The organism is Raoultibacter phocaeensis (assembly GCF_901411515.1).
Lineage (GTDB): Bacteria > Actinomycetota > Coriobacteriia > Coriobacteriales > Eggerthellaceae > Raoultibacter > Raoultibacter phocaeensis.
Genome location: NZ_CABDUX010000002.1, coordinates 1,422,375 through 1,438,285, shown reverse-complemented (window position 1 = coordinate 1,438,285; position 15,911 = coordinate 1,422,375). Strand labels below are relative to the sequence as shown.

At 57.8% G+C, this 15,911-nt stretch carries 13 protein-coding genes; 11 read left to right on the top strand and 2 right to left on the bottom strand.

What is annotated here, in order from left to right:
* The first annotated feature begins 2 nt into the window (after window positions 1-2).
* Complete coding sequence (locus tag FJE54_RS14070) at window positions 3-2,033, top strand: cell wall-binding repeat-containing protein (protein ID WP_139653428.1); 2,031 nt, start codon at window positions 3-5, stop codon at window positions 2,031-2,033.
* Between the two features lie 117 nt (window positions 2,034-2,150).
* On the opposite strand, the gene FJE54_RS14065 is transcribed toward FJE54_RS14070, so the two are convergent.
* Window positions 2,151-3,176, bottom strand: a complete 1,026-nt coding sequence (locus tag FJE54_RS14065) for an acyltransferase (protein ID WP_180326749.1) — start codon at window positions 3,174-3,176, stop codon at window positions 2,151-2,153.
* A 160-nt stretch (window positions 3,177-3,336) separates the two neighbouring features.
* Here FJE54_RS14065 and FJE54_RS14060 point away from each other — a divergent pair, with 160 nt between their 5' ends.
* The 10 genes from FJE54_RS14060 (at window position 3,337) to FJE54_RS14015 (ending at window position 14,706) form a co-directional block, all read left to right on the top strand.
* Window positions 3,337-4,821: a DUF2142 domain-containing protein gene (locus FJE54_RS14060; protein ID WP_139653426.1), complete on the top strand. Its 1,485-nt coding sequence runs from the start codon at window positions 3,337-3,339 to the stop codon at window positions 4,819-4,821.
* Window positions 4,822-4,993: 172 nt separating this feature from the next.
* Window positions 4,994-5,770, top strand: coding sequence for an ABC transporter permease (locus FJE54_RS14055; RefSeq protein WP_139653425.1), 777 nt, complete (start codon window positions 4,994-4,996; stop codon window positions 5,768-5,770).
* A gap of 18 nt (window positions 5,771-5,788) precedes the next feature.
* The gene (locus tag FJE54_RS14050; protein WP_139653424.1) at window positions 5,789-6,580 is read left to right on the top strand and encodes an ABC transporter ATP-binding protein; all 792 of its coding nucleotides are present in this window, start codon (window positions 5,789-5,791) and stop codon (window positions 6,578-6,580) included.
* A 1-nt stretch (window position 6,581) separates the two neighbouring features.
* Entirely contained in the window at window positions 6,582-7,595 is a 1,014-nt protein-coding gene (locus tag FJE54_RS14045; RefSeq protein ID WP_139653423.1) for a glycosyltransferase family 2 protein, read from the top strand.
* The gene (locus FJE54_RS14040; protein WP_139653422.1) at window positions 7,588-8,580 is read left to right on the top strand and encodes a glycosyltransferase family 2 protein; all 993 of its coding nucleotides are present in this window, start codon (window positions 7,588-7,590) and stop codon (window positions 8,578-8,580) included. The genes FJE54_RS14045 and FJE54_RS14040 overlap by 8 nt, the downstream gene beginning before the upstream one ends.
* 1 nt (window position 8,581) lies before the next feature.
* Entirely contained in the window at window positions 8,582-9,712 is a 1,131-nt protein-coding gene (locus tag FJE54_RS14035) for a glycosyltransferase (RefSeq protein WP_180326748.1), read from the top strand.
* 110 nt (window positions 9,713-9,822) lie between these two features.
* A complete protein-coding gene (locus FJE54_RS14030) occupies window positions 9,823-11,037 on the top strand; it encodes a glycosyltransferase family 2 protein (RefSeq protein WP_139653420.1) in 1,215 nt (404 codons plus the stop codon).
* Window positions 11,034-12,164, top strand: a complete 1,131-nt coding sequence (locus tag FJE54_RS14025) for a glycosyltransferase family 2 protein (protein WP_139653419.1) — start codon at window positions 11,034-11,036, stop codon at window positions 12,162-12,164. Before FJE54_RS14030 ends, FJE54_RS14025 begins: the two co-directional genes overlap by 4 nt.
* 8 nt (window positions 12,165-12,172) lie before the next feature.
* Window positions 12,173-13,390 (top strand): glycosyltransferase family 2 protein, encoded by a 1,218-nt coding sequence (locus tag FJE54_RS14020; RefSeq protein ID WP_139653418.1) that lies wholly within the window; start codon window positions 12,173-12,175, stop codon window positions 13,388-13,390.
* Window positions 13,387-14,706 carry a UDP-glucose dehydrogenase family protein gene (locus tag FJE54_RS14015; RefSeq protein WP_139653417.1) on the top strand — a complete coding sequence of 440 codons (1,320 nt, stop codon included), beginning with the start codon at window positions 13,387-13,389 and terminating at the stop codon, window positions 14,704-14,706. Before FJE54_RS14020 ends, FJE54_RS14015 begins: the two co-directional genes overlap by 4 nt.
* 109 nt (window positions 14,707-14,815) lie before the next feature.
* On the opposite strand, the gene FJE54_RS14010 is transcribed toward FJE54_RS14015, so the two are convergent.
* Window positions 14,816-15,865: an acyltransferase family protein gene (locus FJE54_RS14010; protein WP_139653416.1), complete on the bottom strand. Its 1,050-nt coding sequence runs from the start codon at window positions 15,863-15,865 to the stop codon at window positions 14,816-14,818.
* Between the last annotated feature and the right edge of the window lie 46 nt (window positions 15,866-15,911).

The window sequence follows — 15,911 nt, the reverse complement described above, 5'->3', positions numbered from 1 at the left end:
TCATGGAAAAACAATCTCAAACGAATGCAAAGCAGTCCCGTTTTCGCAGTGGCATGGCGCGCGCATCCGTGCGTGTTGCACTTGCCTGTATGCTTGCCGTCGGCTTGATGCCCTCGCTCGCTTTCGCCGAAGACGCTGGGCAAAGCGAGACGTACGAGCAGTCGGAAGGCACGCCGTTCGCGAGCGCGATAACCGACGAGGAGATCGCCTCCGTACTATCGGAATCGGATAGCGAAGCCCAAGATGCCTTGATCGTCCCCTTGTCGGTCGATTCCCGCGAGGTTTCCGCCCAAGGGGCGGTGCGGCCGTTCTCCGGCGCGAACCGCTACGAGACCGCGGCCCTGCAGGCGACTTACGGCTGGCAGAGCTCGCGCTACGCGGTCGTGGCGGGCGGCTACGGCTGGCCCGACGCGCTCACGGCCTCGAGCTTGGCCGGCGCGCTCGACTGCCCCGTGCTGCTCACCCCCAAGGAGGGCCTCGACGCGTCCGCCTCGCAGGCGCTCTCCTCGCTCGGCGTGTCGCACGTGGTCGTCGTGGGCGACGAGAACGCGGTCTCGGCCGCCGCGGCCGACGCGATCGGGGCCAAGGGCATCGCGGTCGAGCGCCTCGGGGGCGCGGACCGCTACGCCACCCAGATGGAGATATACCGCTACGGGGCGGACCCGTCGAAGAACCCCGAGGGCCGCGTGCTCTGGGGCTCCGACGCCGTGGTGCTCGCCTCGGGCGTGTCGCCCGCCGACGCCCTGTCGGCCTCGCCGGTCGCGTTCTGCGCCAAGGCCCCGGTCTTCCTGGCCGACGCCTCCTGCTCGCTCAACGCCGACCAGCTTGCCGCCCTCTCGTCGGCCGGCGGGTTCGCGACGGCGCTCGTCATGGGCGATACGAACCGGGTCTCGAAGGCCGCCGAGTCCGCCGCCGCGGCAGCCTCGGGGCGCACCGAGCGCTTCGCGGGGGCCGACCGCTACGACACGAGCGCGCGCGTCGCGAAGTGGGGGATCCAGAACGGCTTCCTCGGCTCCTGGGAGGGCTCCGCGTTCGCCACGGGCCAGAACCCGGCAGACGCGCTCGGCGGCGGCGCGCTGCAGGGCAGGGAGCGCTCGCCGCTCCTGCTCGTGGACGACGGGTGGTGCGGCTACGCTACAAGTGTGCTCAAGGGTTCGGGAGTCAGCTACGTGAAGTTCTTCGGCGATACCCCTTCGGTTTCCTCGACTTCACGAGTTACCCTCATCTCGGCTCTCAACTTGGCGCGAGTGGCGTATACCGACTACAGCATCTCCTTGAGTGCGCTCGCCGATCTTGAGGTTAAGGCAGTTTCGGGGGAGGGCTACCCCCAGTACAGCAAGAGTCAAGTGCTCGAATCCCTCGACCCGAACAACTTCGCGTTCGGCACGCGGTCGTACTACCAGTTCGCCGTTTTGACCGACGGGTACTCGGGCATCGTTTCGGCCTCGCAGCTGAATTCGTTCATCGCGAGCACTTCTAACGGGAGAAACGGCATGCTCGCGGGAACCGGCGAGTACTTCGTCGAAGCGGCGAAAACCTACGGTATGAACGAGGTGTACTTGCTCTCGAACGCGATCCTCGAAAGCGGGTGGGGCACGTCGACGCTCGCCAAGGGGTACTACTACGACGGCAAGACGGAGATCGGCGGAAAGAAGTACCCTGCGGGAACGTACTACAATTTCTTCGGCATCGGTGCCTACGACGGTTCTCCCTTGGCTGGCGGACGTTCCATGGCCATCAAGGAGGGCTGGAATACGCCGAAGAAAGCCATCCTCGGCGCCGCGAAGTGGATTTCGGCCAATTACCACAAGCCCACGGTTTCGTCGGGCGCGGTGTCGGGTCCGCAGAACACGCTGTACCGCATGAAATGGGATGTGCAACGGGCGGTGTTGAAAGGCGAGGTATGGCATCAGTACGCCACGAGCCGCACCTGGGCGACGGGCATCTCAAGCGTCATGTTCGACTGCTACACCTACAACAGCATCCCGGTGGACAAGGCGGGCCTGCGCTTCGACGTGCCGCGGTATCGCTAAAGTTCGATAGCCATTTCCTTATCCGCACGACGCGCGCATCCGTAAACCGGTGCGCGCGTTTTCTTTATGCAAAGCGAAGGCCACCAAGCGATCTTCTCTTTCGGGCGAACCGTGCAATCAGGGAACGATGCCTCTGATCACGGGTATCTTTTTTATGAGATACACGATTCCCAGGGTGCCCAGATATAAGACGAACGGGCAGACGATTCTCAAAAGGATCCGGTCGTAGCCGATATCCAGGTATCCGACGATCAGGTAGTCGAGGATGATCTTGTGTATGAGGTATATGCCGAAGCTGCAGCCGGATATCGCGGTGATGGCGCGCGCGTGCTTGGAGAAGAACGGCGAGCTCCAATCGTGCTGTTTGAACAAGAGGAACACCGCCAGTGCCGGTAGTACCGCGGTGAAAGCCGTATAGGTGAACAGCGTTCTGTCCGTTGCGCCGAGTTCGTACGAACCGACGTAGGTGAAAGCGTAGCGGAATACCAGGCAGGCGACTGCCGCAACGTAGACGGCGATCCGATATTTCTTGGGGACGTCACCGGTTGCCACGAGGTAGCCGAGTACGGCGTACATGACGTAGCCCCCTGCTACGGGGAGGTTGAGCGACGAATTCCAGGGAAGATCGACCGCCTTGAAAAGAAGCGGCGCTACCGACATCAGGGCAAACGAAACCCCGACCAGATACCAGAGTGCTTTTCGGTGGTCGGCGAGCAGCGAAAGGACGGGCATCGCCAACGTCAGCGAGATGATTGCGAAAAAGAACCAGTAGATGGGTTCGATGGTGCCGGCCATGAAGCTCGTGAGAAACCCGCCGATCGTCGCATCGATCGGTTGGGCTACGACGACATGCTGAAGGAGATAGATGAGAAGCGACCAGATGACAAACGGTATGACGAGCTTCTTGAGACGCCGCTTGAGAAACTCGCCCGTGCCGTACTTTTCGCGATAGCGCATATTGTTGGCACCGGTCAGCATGAAGAAAACCGGAACGGCGAAGTAGGCGACGACCTCGACGACGAGCGCGGCGTCCCACGAGGGGGTGGGCTCGAACGAGTGCACGAGCGCGTTGCAGTGAAGGCAGACGACTGCAAAGCACGATACGATGGTAAGCAGGTCGAAGTACAGTGTTCGTTTTGCCATTATCCCCCCAGAAAAGATAACGTGAAAGCCCCACCGGAGGCATTGCGAAGCCCGCATGGAGCGTTGCATATCGGTATGGTATCCTATCAGAATCTCATAATAGCATTACCTGTTCTCTGGGCGAGCAGATTTGTATACGGCGGCGAGCGGATTGGATACCATGGTTCTTACGAAAGCGGATTCTCGGATGCTCGGTACAAGCAGATCCTTATACGTCGCCCAGTTTCTGCTGTACGGTCTTTTCGTCATCATCGGGGAAGCGGGCCTGCTCGCTTCCATCTGCTATCACTATCAGGATGGTTGGTTCACGTTCGAGACCGCCGTTGCTCTCGTCTTTCTCATTGCGGCGGCAGCTTTGTTCTTCATGCTTTGGAGCAGGGCGCACAAGAAGGAGCAAACGCTTTTCATACTGGTTGCCACGCCGCTTTTGGCGGGGTTCGCTCTCTTCATGATGCCCTTCGCGGTGCCCGATGAGTTTACCCATATCAACAGAGTCTTCGACAATCGGTCTGCCTGCCCCCTCACCACGCCTGCGCAACTGCTCGATGCGTATGCTTGGATTGACACCTATCAAACGCTCGGCGGTTTTCTTGCTCTGGATTTCGATTATTCCCTTACCAAGGAAACCGAGTTCTGCGCGTCGACGTATTCGGAGATCAACTATCTTCCCCCCGCACTGGTCGTTGCCGTCGGGAAGCTTTTCGGCATCAACGGCTACGTGCTGATTTTCGTTGCGAGACTTTCAAACGCCGCACTGTATCTCGCTGCATGCTACTGGATGATCGGTCGGCTTCCGTTTGGTAAGAAGCTCGCGTTCGTCTTCTTGCTCAATCCCATGCTGCTTCAGCAGGAGGCATCGTGCTCTGCCGATGCGCTGTGCAATATCGCCATACTCTGCTTCTTCGTGCAGCTTATCGCGATGCGTTTCGGGCGCGAATCGCATTTCCCGAAGCGGGAATGGTTCGTGCTGTTCGCGTTCGCCGTGCTCGTCGCGGTGTGCAAGTACGTGTATCTGCCTTTGCTGTTGTCGGCTATCATCCTTTATCCGAAGATACGGAGCACAGCGGTAAAGAAGGCCCTTCCCGTTGTCATCGTCGCGTTGATGATCGGAGCGGTCGCATTTGTCGTTCTTCGGGGCTATGGCGATTCTCTCTCCCGGCTGCTCGGTACGTTTCAGGTGGATACGTTCTTCGGTTCCCTCGGCGCCACGACTGCGCAGGAGGGCGTAACGATGCTCTGGCAGTTCGCGGGCGGCAATCTCGGATGGCCCTACATGAACTACGTCGATGCAGGTGCGACCGTGCGCGTACCGGTGGTTTGGACGGTGTTTCTGGCGCTGCTCGTTCTCGCAGCTTTTGCGAGTGCCGATGAGAAGGCAGCCTTCAAACGGTGGGAGCGCATCTGCTTGGTTGCGGTCGGTCTTTTCGAGATAATCGTAGTATTTGCCGCCTTGTGGATGGGGGCCGAAGGCGCCGTCACGTGGCTTCAGGGTCGGTATTTCATCCCGCCGGCGTTCCTTCTGCTCTATGCGCTCGTGCTTTCGCGACCGACGAGGCTCGACCGCATTCCAGTGACGGCTTTCGCCGTCGCCATGCTCGCCATCAACGCGTTTTCTCTCATGACGGTCATTCGCTGGTTTTGGTGAAGTCGGTTCGGTGCAGCTCGGCGCAATACATGTAAGCTTCGGCGCAAGTTTCGATGATGGGTTCTGCTTACGTGGGAGTCATGGAGACCTCGGCAGGGTGCAGCAGTGCGTGCTATCATTGCTTGGTTATTCGGTTGCATGAACGGGATGAAAGCGAAGGCTTGCAGCATATATGAATACCGCGAACTTCAACTTCAAGCGAGACGGGTTCGTCCTCGCATCGCTTGTGACGAAGGATTTCAAACTCAAGTACCGCCGCAGCGTGTTGGGCGTGGTTTGGTCCATACTCAATCCATTGCTCATGATGATCGTGCTTTCAGCGGTGTTCTCGTTCATCTTTCGAGCGGGGATCGATAACTTTCCGCTCTATCTCATTCTCGGAACGACGCTTTTCAACTTCATGTCGGCTGCCACGAACGGCGGCATGATGTCGATTCTCGATTCGGCCTCGCTCATAAAAAAGATCCGCATCAACAAGATGGTGTTTCCGCTCGAAAAGGTCATCTTCGAGCTCGTCAACTTCGTCATCTCCCTCGTTGCGGTCGTTATCGTCATGCTGTACTTTCAAGTTGCGCCGACGTGGAACATTCTGTTCCTCCCGCTTTTGCTCGTGTACATGATTATGTTTTGCACGGGTTTGGCTTTGATTCTCGCGTCGCTTGCGGTGTTTTTCCGCGATGTCATCCATCTTTGGGGTGTCATAATCATGGCTTGGACCTATGCGACTCCTTTGTTCTACCCGTTCGATATGCTGATCGATTGGATGAAGGTGCTCATGCAGTTCAATCCCATGTATCACTTCGTCACGTACTTTCGCGAGATAGCCCTTTATGCGCAAACGCCCAGCCTCGAAAGCAATCTGCTCTGCTTTGCGATGGGAGCGATCACCCTCGCCGTCGGTATCGTCGTATTCAACAAGTCACAGAAGAAATTCATCCTCTATGTGTAAACGTGTAGGGTTGCAGCTATGAAAAAAAACAAAACAGGCGTCCGGCCTTTAAACCCCAAAGAAATGGATGCGCTCGACCTTGCCGTTAAGGTCGACGATGTAACCATGATCTTCAACATGGCAAGCCAGCAACTCAACAGCTTGAAGGAATTCTTCATTGCCTTCGCGCGGCGCGAACTCTTCTTCAAGGAATTCGTTGCGCTCGATAAGGTGAGCTTCGAGGTCCGCAAGGGCGATGTCTACGGCATCGTCGGCACGAACGGGTCGGGCAAGTCTACCATGCTCAAGATCGTCGCCGGGGTGCTCGAGCCGTCGAAGGGTGCCTGCAGCATCAACGGCAACATCGCACCGCTCATCGAGCTGGGAGCAGGCTTCGATCTGGAACTTTCGGCTCGCGAAAACATCTATCTCAACGGCGCTTTACTCGGGTATCGGAAACGCTACATCGACGAGCATTTCGAAGAGATCGTCGATTTTGCCGAGGTGAGGGATTTCCTCGAGCTTCCCATGAAAAACTACTCTTCGGGCATGATCGCGCGCGTAGCGTTTTCGGTTGCTACGGTTATCGTCCCCGATATCCTCATCGTCGACGAAGCGCTGTCGGTGGGCGATATGTTCTTCCAGGAAAAATGCGAGAAGCGCATCAGCGAGCTTATCGAAAAGCATAACACGACGGTTCTGTTCGTGTCGCACAGCATCGAACAGGTCGAACGCGTATGCGAGAAGGCCATCTGGATCGAGAAAGGCCACTTGCGCATGAACGGCTCGGTCGAAGAGGTGTGCGAAGCGTACCGGTCGATGAGGGAATAGCATGGGCGAGCCCGCTGTCAGCATCGTCATACCGATCCATAACGCCGAAGCGTATCTGCCACGGTGCCTGGATTCCCTCAAGGCGCAAACGTTTCGCGATTGCGAAGCGATCCTCGTCGACGACGGTTCGACCGACGGATCGGGGAGTCTCTGCGACGAATTCGCCGCTGCGCACGAGAACGTGCAGGTGATCCGCCATGAGCGGGCACGCGGCGTCTCTGCGGCGCGCAACGCAGGAGTTGCAGCGGCGAGGGGTGCCTACGTCGGGTTCGTCGATGCGGACGATTGGGCGGCGCCCACCCTGTTCGAAACGCTCTATCGCATAGCGACCGAAACCGAAAGCGATGCAGCGCAGGTGCAGTACGTGCTGTGCTCTGGGCCGCGCACCGTGGAAAACGGGGTCGAATCCGTGCAGGTGCTGTCTTCGGAAGAGGCGCTTGCCGACATGCTCGTCAAAGAGGAGTACGCGGTGTGGAACCGCATCTACAGCCGTCGTTTGTTCGAAGCATGCGGACCTGCGTGCTTTCCCGAGGGGCTCACCTGCGAGGATCGTGTGGGTAACGCGAAGCTGCTCTCGCAGGCGAGGCGGGTTGCGGTATCGAGCCGTGTGGAGTACTTCTATTTCCAGAACCTCGGGAGCATTTCGTACAACGGCCTCGATGCGCGCGGACTCGATCTGCTCGAGGCCGATCGGATCATGGTCGAAACGTTGCGAACGTGCGCAGGCGAGCAGGTGCTTTCGCTTGCGCAGGACCGTGCCGCCAAAAGCTCGTTCTCGCTGCTCATCAAGTGGGCGCGGTTCGGCGTGACCGACCCGGATCTCGACGAGGAATCGACGGTGGCGCGACTGTTCGACGATTTCGGGGACAACTACGCTCGCCTGATGAAATCGCCGATGTCGGCGGGCAAGAAGATCGCGGCATGGCAGCTCAAGCACTGCCCAGGTCTGCTCCGCCTTGAATTCAAAGTGCTTCGGGCGGCATCGCGTGGCGAACAAGGAGGCAGCCGTGGGTAAGCTGCTCACTATAGCCATGCCGTGCTACAACGTGGAAGCGTATCTCGAGCGCGGTCTGGACTCGCTCGCCGATGAGCGTTTTTCCGACGATCTCGAGGTTCTCATCGTAAATGACGGCTCGACCGATTCGACAAAGGAGATCGCGCAGCGGTTCGTTGACGCCCATCCGTCGATATTCACGCTTATCGACAAAGAGAACGGGGGGCACGGATCGGGCATCAACGCGGGTATCGCGCATGCGACGGGTAAATATTTCCGTATCGTCGACGGCGATGATTGGGTCAACACGGACAATCTCGTGCTGCTGCTCGAGCGGTTGCGAACCGCCGATTCCGACATAGTCGTCGACGTCAAACGCGAGGTCGACATGGCCTCGATGCAAGGCGACGTCGTGTTTTTGCCCGAGTACGTCGAAACCGGAACCGAGCTGTCGTTTTCCGAGGTATGCAATCGCGAGGACACCGAATCCTGTATCACCATCCACACGCTCACCGTGAAAACCGATCTGCTGCGTTCGAGCGGCATCGCCATTCGCGAGCACATCTTCTACGTCGATTACGAATACATCGTGAAGGCGACGAGCCGTGCCGATACGGTTACGTTCTTCCCGATAGAGATATACCAATACCTCGTCGGCAACGCGAACCAGAGCGTTGCGGCCGAAAACTGGGTCAAGCGCTACCGTCATCATGAAACCGTGGTGAGGGAGCTGCTGCAGTTCGATGAAGAAAACGCTTTCAGCGCGGCGATTCAAGCCTATGTGACGCGCAAGATCCAGCTCGTCATCAACACGCATTACAACGTGCTGCTCATCTTCGACAAGGATCGCAAACAGGGGCTTGCACGTGCTAAAGCGTTTCGCACGTGGCTGCACGAGCGGTATCCTTCCTATGCCGAGCTTACAGATAAGCGCTACCGAAAAGCGCTGGCTCTGCACTATTTCGGCGTCGATGCTGCCAAACTGGGAAAGATCATGGGGCGCTAGCATGAGCTTCGAATCAACATCGCCGTGCGTGTCGGTTATCGTTCCTATCTATAACGTGGGCCGCTTTCTCGATCAGTGCCTTGACAGTATTCGCTCGCAAACGCTGCGCGATATCGAAATACTCTGCCTGAACGACGGATCGACCGATAACTCGCTTGCCATTATCAAGCGCCACGCCGCCCAAGACGAGCGCATCCGCGTGATCGATAAGGCGAACGAAGGCTACGGGGCAACGTGCAACCGGGGGATCGATCAGGCGAAGGGGACCTACGTTGCCATCGTCGAGCCAGACGATTACCTGCTTCCCGACATGTACGAAGCCCTGACGTCGTTTGCCGAAGCGTTCTTTGAACCCATCGACGTGGTGAAGGAAGCGTGGTTCGACGTGCTTGCGTGGGACGATCCGGCAACCGAGCGCAGGGTGCCGGGTTATCTGTACAAGCGGCTGAGCACATCGAAGGCTCCCCAGGCCATCGAAGCGATGCCGGTACTCCTCGAGGGCCACCCCGCCATCTGGTCGGCGCTGTACCGACGGGAATTTCTCGTCGAATGCGGGATCAGGTTCAACGAGTATCCCGGAGCGGGATGGGCCGACAACCCGTTTCTCATCGATACGCTCTGCCAAGCTCGGACTATCGTGTATCTCGATGCGATGCACTACTGCTACCGAAACGAGCTTCCGCCCGAAACCGGTGCGGCAGTCGCCGAAGAGCGGCTCGTCATGCCGCTTGTCCGGTGGAAGGATATGACGCAGGCCCTTCGCGCATACGGTACGGTCGATCGAGCGGTCTGGCAGGCGCATTACCAGCGGGGGTTCAACTACATCGACGACGTTATCGCCCAGGGCGGATGGGAAAGCGAGCGGGTCAAAGGCGCGATTGTCGACGACATGGCTTTGATGGAGCGCGATATCGTGCTCGACCATCCCAAGCTTTCACCTGCGAAAAAGCGGTTCTACGTAGAGCAGACGGGGTGCGAGGGGAAAAGCTTCCCCGTGTTCCCCTACGCATGCCACCTTGCGCGTGAATTCGCCGTACGGCTCAGGGCGCAGGGTTGTATCGGAGCCGCTCGCGCCCTCGGATCGTTTGCGAAGCGAAAAGCTGCAAGCCCAGATGCTGATAAGGTGGAATAGAGGCTTCTTGCCTCATTTTCGTTAGTCACGAACCGCGTGTATTGCTACTATCGTAGCCCTAGGGAATTGCATCCCTTGTTGAGCGTATCGTCGAGGATTGAGGAGCCGGTTTGGCGGATACAGTTTCGGTTATCCTGACCGTGTACAACATGGAGTCGTGCTTGCGCGATACCATGGACTCTGTTTTGTCGCAGACGTATCGGAATCTTGAAGTGATCTGCATTGATGACGGCTCGACCGACACGTCGCTTGAGATCCTCGAGCAGTGCGCACGCGATGATGGGCGGGTGACGGTATTCACGCAGGAAAACGTCGGTCCGGCCCGATCCCGCAATCGCGGGCTCGATCTTGCTTCGGGCGATTACGTCATGCTCCTCGACTCGGACGATCTGTACGATCATGACATGATCGAGAAGCTTTTTTCCCGCGCAAAAGAAACGAATGCGGATATTGTGGTGTGCCGTTCGGTCGAATACGATCACTGCACGCAAACCGTGTCGAAGGCGCCTTGGACGGCCAAGGTGGAGCAGATACCTCTGAAAGACCCTTTCTCATGCGGCGACATGAACGATTATATCCTGACTGCATTCATCGGATGGCCGTGGGACAAACTGTACCGGCGTTCGTTCATCGAAAAGTACAGCCTGCGGTTTCCCGCGTTGAACAACAGCGAAGATCTGTATTTCGTATTTCTTTCGCTCGTTTTGGCCGAGCGCATCAGCTTCTTCGACGAAGTGCTCATACGGCATCGGGTGAACCGTTCCGGTTCGGTGTCGAATTCGCGTACGGCCAATCCAACCGATTTCTACGAGGGCATATGCCTTCTCAAAGAAAAGCTCAGGGAAGAGCCGGTTCGCTATGAGCGTCTGTCGTGGGGATTTCTCAACTGGGCGTTCGACTATACGCTGTGGAATATCGAAACGCTTCCCGAGGGGGCGGTGAGGCTCGAGCTTATCCAGAGGCTCTCGCAAGACGGTTTTCCCGAGATCGAGCTTATGCACCATGGCGTCGGATACTTCACGCTTATACCCGACTGCCATGAAAGGTATGCAAGCTTGGTGAGAGAGCTCGACGGGGCCGCCCCCTGCAATCCGCGCGAAAACGAAAAGCATCCGCGCCTCAGCTATGTGACGGCCTTCTTCGCCGAAGCGCAGAAGCGCGGCTTCAAATCGGCCGTCGGCGATGTGGTCTACTGGCTTATCGGGAAGATGAAGGCTCAGGACAGCGATGCGCAGCGCCGCGCGAAGGATCGCGGGGCGCTGCTTCCCTATGTCAACAGGTGCTCGTCTGAGCAAAGCGATCCCGTGAAAGGGGAACACCGATGAGCGAGAGCATCCCAGAAGTTCGTCCGGCCGTTTCGGTTGTGATTCCCTGCTACAACGTCGAAGCCTTCCTTCCCGAAGTGCTCGACAGCGTTTTGGGCCAAACACTTGAGAACATCGAGGCGATCTGCGTAAACGACGGGTCGACGGATGGTACGCTTGCCGTCATCGAGCGCTACGCCGCAAAAGACCCGCGCGTCGTGATCATCGACAAGCCCAACGGCGGCTACGGTCACAGCATGAACAGGGGCATGGAGGCGGCCACCGGCGAGTTCATCGGAATCGTGGAATCCGACGATTTCATCCGTCCCACCATGTACGAGAAGCTCTATGCGGCGGCAATCGAGCACGACGTCGACTTCGTGCGGTCCGACTTCACGAAATTCAAGACGGGCGATGACGGCGAGCGCGTGTTCTGGGAAGAGAAGCTCACGCCGCACGACGAGTACTACAACGCGGTCATGAACCCTGCGGAAAACCTCGACGTGTTCAACATGCAGATGCTCAACTGGACGGGCATCTATCGCACCGATTTCATCCGCGAGCATCGTATCGTGCACCATGAGAGTCCAGGTGCGTCGTATCAGGACAACGGGTTCTGGTTCCAGACGTTTTGCTGGGCGAAACGGATATACGCGCTTCCCGAGGCGTTTTACTGCTATCGGCAAGACAACGCAGCTTCTTCGATCAACCAGAACAACAAAGTGTTCTGCATGCCTGACGAGTACGCTTGGATTCGCGAGTTTCTCGCTGCGAACCCCGAGCTTGAGAAGCGTTTCATCGGTGTGTTCCACTACAAGAAGATGCATAATCTCAATTTTGCGTTCTCTCTTTTGGCGCCGCAGTTTCAGATGCCGTTTCTTGAGCGGTATGCCGCAGAGTACCGCGAAGCCGAACGTCTGGATGAGCTTGACAAGACATTGTTTTGGCCCGAGGAGTGGGATGCGCTGCAACAGATCATGGCCGATCCCCGTGCGTATTGTGCCGAATATAACTATCAAATCGAGAAAAAGACGGCTTATAATAAGGCACATGAAGCAGGCTCACTTGCGTTGTTCCGGTTTTATGTGAAATACGAAGGGCTTAGGGTGGCTCTCGGCGCTGCTGCAAGGAGACTGAGGGGAAGATAGGATGCAGTATGGTGGATAATCATACGCCGGGATCGATGGCACCGCTTGTTTCGGTCGTCGTGCCGGCGTACAACGTCGGCACGTATATCGACCAATGCCTGACGAGCATCAAGGGGCAAACATACGCGAACCTCGAGATCATCGTCGTCGACGACGGTTCGACCGACGACACGCTTGAGCATGTGCGCAACCATGCGATCGAGGATGCCCGCATAACGGTTCTTACGCAAGAGAACCGTTATGCGGGCGTGGCTCGCAATTACGGGCTTTCCCATGCACGAGGGGAGTACGTCGCATTTCTCGACGCCGACGATTTCTTCGAACCCGACATGATCGGCGGCCTCGTCAAGCGCGCGGCCGACACCGAAGCCGATGTCGTCGTGTGCCGCTCGCTGTTCTTCGACGACGTGACCGAAGAGGTCAAGCCCATCGATTTTTGTCTGCTCTACGTCGATCCAACCGAAGTGTATTCAGGCTCTGCGCTCCAAGACGTCATGTTCAGGTTCTGCGTCGGATGGCCGTGGGACAAGCTTTTCCGGGTCGATTTCGTGCGCCGTCACGGCTTGCAGTTCCAAGATACGCGTACGACGAACGACGCCTACTTCGTGTTCATGGCACTCATGCTCGCCGACCGCATCGCGTTTTCGAACGAGGAGTACGTTTTCCATCGGACGAACAACGCCGGCTCTCTCGAACGTACGAGAAGCCGATCGTGGGCCAACGCCGTCAACGCTGCGCTGGCTATCGGAGAAGGGCTCGAAGAGCGCGAGCGCTACGACGCGTTCGAAAAAAGCTACTTGAACTGGTTTCTCAATTTCTCGCTGTGGAACCTCGAAACGCTTGAGGGCGAGGCGCGCGATGGGCTGGTCGAAAGCTTGGAGCACAGTCTTGCGCCGAAGCTGCCCGCCGATCCGCCCGACGGGTTTTACTTCGACGAGCGTGAGCGCGTTGCCGCAGAGCTTTTGAGAGCAGACCGCGCAACCGCCATACGGTGCGGCATGCTGCTCGCGTCGCAGGCCGCCCATCTGAGAAGCGACAATGCGTGGTTGCGCACCCATGCCGAGAAGCTTGACGGCGAGCTGGCATGGCGCGACGAGACGATCGAACGTCTGCAGCGCGAGAAGCAGGAAGTGCTGCAATCAAGAACGTATACCGTAGGAAAGGCCCTTATGGCCCTACCCTGTGCCATCAAGGACGTGTTTTCAAAGAAGGGCGCATCAGCATGAACATCACGGTATGCGGTACGGGCTACGTCGGTCTGGTTGCCGCAGTTGTCTTTGCTTCGAAGGGGCATACGGTCGTCGGGCTCGATATCGACGATCGCAAGGTAGCGCTTCTAAAGCGCGGCGTATCGCCCCTTTTCGAGCCGGGGCTTGAGGAGCTCATGGCCGAGTCGACGGGCAATCTCGCGTTCACGACCGACTACCGCGAGGCGTACGCGCATGCCGAGGCGATCTTCGTCGCCGTGCCGACGCCCGAGAAGGAGGACGGCTCGGCGGAGCTGTCTTACGTCATGCAGGCGTGCAACCAAATCGTCGAAAGCAGAGGCGAGGGATGCTTCGTCGTCATCAAATCAACCGTGCCTCCGGGTACGAACGACCGTATCCAGGCGTATTTCGACGAGCTGACGGGCATGCAGGGCAACGCACGGTTCGAAGTCGTTTCGAATCCCGAATTCCTTTCGCAGGGTACGGCCGTGCGCGATATGCTGTATCCTTCGCGCATCGTCGTCGGCGTGCAGAGCGAGCGCGCCGAAAGCATCATGCGCGAACTGTACCAACCGTTCGATGCTCCCGTCATGGCTATGGACTTGCGCAGCGCCGAGCTGGTCAAGTACGCGAGCAACGATTTTTTGGCCCTCAAGATATCCTACATCAACGAGATCGCGAACCTGTGCGATCTGGTCGGTGCGGATGTCGAGCGCGTTGCTGAGGGTATGGGGGCCGACCCGCGTATCGGCGAGAAATTCTTGCGTGCGGGCATCGGCTACGGCGGATCGTGCTTTCCGAAGGATACGAAGGCGCTCCATTGGCTCAGCGTGTGCCATGGACACGAGATCAAAACCATCAAGGCCGCCATCGAGGTGAATACAGAGCAGAAGACGCTACTCGTCGCGAAGGCGAAAAAGCGGCACGGATCGCTTCGCGGCAAACGGATAGCAGTGCTCGGCCTCACGTTCAAACCGAACACCGACGACTTGCGCGACGCTCCCTCGCTCGACGTGGTGCGCATGCTTGCCGACGAGGGGGCGACCATGGCGCTGTACGACCCCTGCGGTATGCCGGCTTTCGAAAAGCGCTATCCGGAGCAAGAGGGCTCGATCGTGTATGCAGAAAGCCCGCAGGCTGCGCTCGACGGTGCCGACATGGCGTTCATCCTAACCGAATGGGACGAGTTCTCGCAGCTTTCGCCGAGCGAGTATCGCAGGCTGATGCGCGACCCGGAGCTGTACGATGGACGCAACCTGTATCCGCCCGAGTCGTTTGAGGGTACGGGTGTCCGCTACGAGTCGATCGGAAGGCCGGTTGTCGAGCAGGTTTGAACCTGTCGCTGTTGGAAGCAGATCATCGGCAATGCATACGATCGAACGTATTTCGCGCAGGGCGGTGCGATGTTCTGCGAAGCTGGCTTCGTTGCCGTAATGCACCGGCTTACTGCATGCGTCGCATGGCCATGACTTTTCGCTGCAGCTTTTTAACGGGAACGTCGACGAGGCGGTAGTTCGCAACGCCCAAACCTACGGCAATCAGACTCGCGAGGACGGCGTTGACGATCGGCAGCATGGGATGTGCCCAGAAGAGGCAGAGCATTTGCTGGACGGGCCATCCCCAAAGATAGATGCCGTAGGAGTATTCCCCGCGCCGGGCGAAGCCGCTGAATTTCTTTTTCGTACCGTACCCGAGCCAGAAGAACGCATACGGGAAAGCGAGCAGCATCGCCGGTACGTCAAGCTTGAGCGCGATCAGCGCAACGAACAGCACAAGTGCGGCAAAACCCGCTTTCGTCGTGAGCGCTATCGCATTGCGATACACGTAAAACGCAACTCCAATATAAAACAGGACGATCGCTCGCACGACGCTGAGTTGAAACAAGTTGAAGACGGCGAAGTACACGCCGATCAGAGCGATGCAGGGAATCGAACAAAGCGCAAACTTCTTCTTATCGAAGCTCGTAAGCTTGAACCCGAGGTAGCATAAGACGTAGCAGGCGAATTCAACGGGCAGCGTCCAGAGCGCTCCGTTGATGTCGTTGGGATAGGGGTTGTTTTCGAATACGCCTGGCAGATTGTGCTGCATGACGAGAATGCCGTTAAGCAGATAGCGGTACGTCTTTGGATCGCTGTAATACTCGGGAATCGATCGATTCGAGAGCAAGGGTCCGATTACGAGAGCCATCAGGGCAACCACGAAGATCAACTGCGGAAAGATTCGAAACGAACGCAAGGCGAAATAGCGCTTCGCCGAGCGATGCGATTCGCAGCTTTTCGCGATGAGGAATCCTCCGAACAAAAAGAATACGCCGACGGCCACACCGCCCGTGCTCAGGCGTCCGTCGGTCCAGTTTGAAAGGTGCCCCGAGGCATCAATCCCAAGTGTTATGGTATACGAATGGGAGAAAATAACAGCGATCGCCGCGACGAACCTGATGATATCGAGGTTGTTGTCTCGAGATGATGCCACCTCGGCTAGTTTTGTTTTCACGAATAGGGCTCCTTGTACGTCTAGAGCATAGTACCCTCAAAGATGC

Coding starts and splice junctions, on each gene's coding strand:
- FJE54_RS14070 (WP_139653428.1), top strand. CDS start 3: ATGGAAAAACAATCTCAAACGAATGCAAAGCAGTCCCGTTTTCGCAGT.
- FJE54_RS14065 (WP_180326749.1), bottom strand. CDS start 3,176: ATGGCAAAACGAACACTGTACTTCGACCTGCTTACCATCGTATCGTGC.
- FJE54_RS14060 (WP_139653426.1), top strand. CDS start 3,337: ATGGTTCTTACGAAAGCGGATTCTCGGATGCTCGGTACAAGCAGATCC.
- FJE54_RS14055 (WP_139653425.1), top strand. CDS start 4,994: ATGAATACCGCGAACTTCAACTTCAAGCGAGACGGGTTCGTCCTCGCA.
- FJE54_RS14050 (WP_139653424.1), top strand. CDS start 5,789: ATGAAAAAAAACAAAACAGGCGTCCGGCCTTTAAACCCCAAAGAAATG.
- FJE54_RS14045 (WP_139653423.1), top strand. CDS start 6,582: ATGGGCGAGCCCGCTGTCAGCATCGTCATACCGATCCATAACGCCGAA.
- FJE54_RS14035 (WP_180326748.1), top strand. CDS start 8,582: ATGAGCTTCGAATCAACATCGCCGTGCGTGTCGGTTATCGTTCCTATC.
- FJE54_RS14025 (WP_139653419.1), top strand. CDS start 11,034: ATGAGCGAGAGCATCCCAGAAGTTCGTCCGGCCGTTTCGGTTGTGATT.
- FJE54_RS14020 (WP_139653418.1), top strand. CDS start 12,173: ATGGTGGATAATCATACGCCGGGATCGATGGCACCGCTTGTTTCGGTC.
- FJE54_RS14015 (WP_139653417.1), top strand. CDS start 13,387: ATGAACATCACGGTATGCGGTACGGGCTACGTCGGTCTGGTTGCCGCA.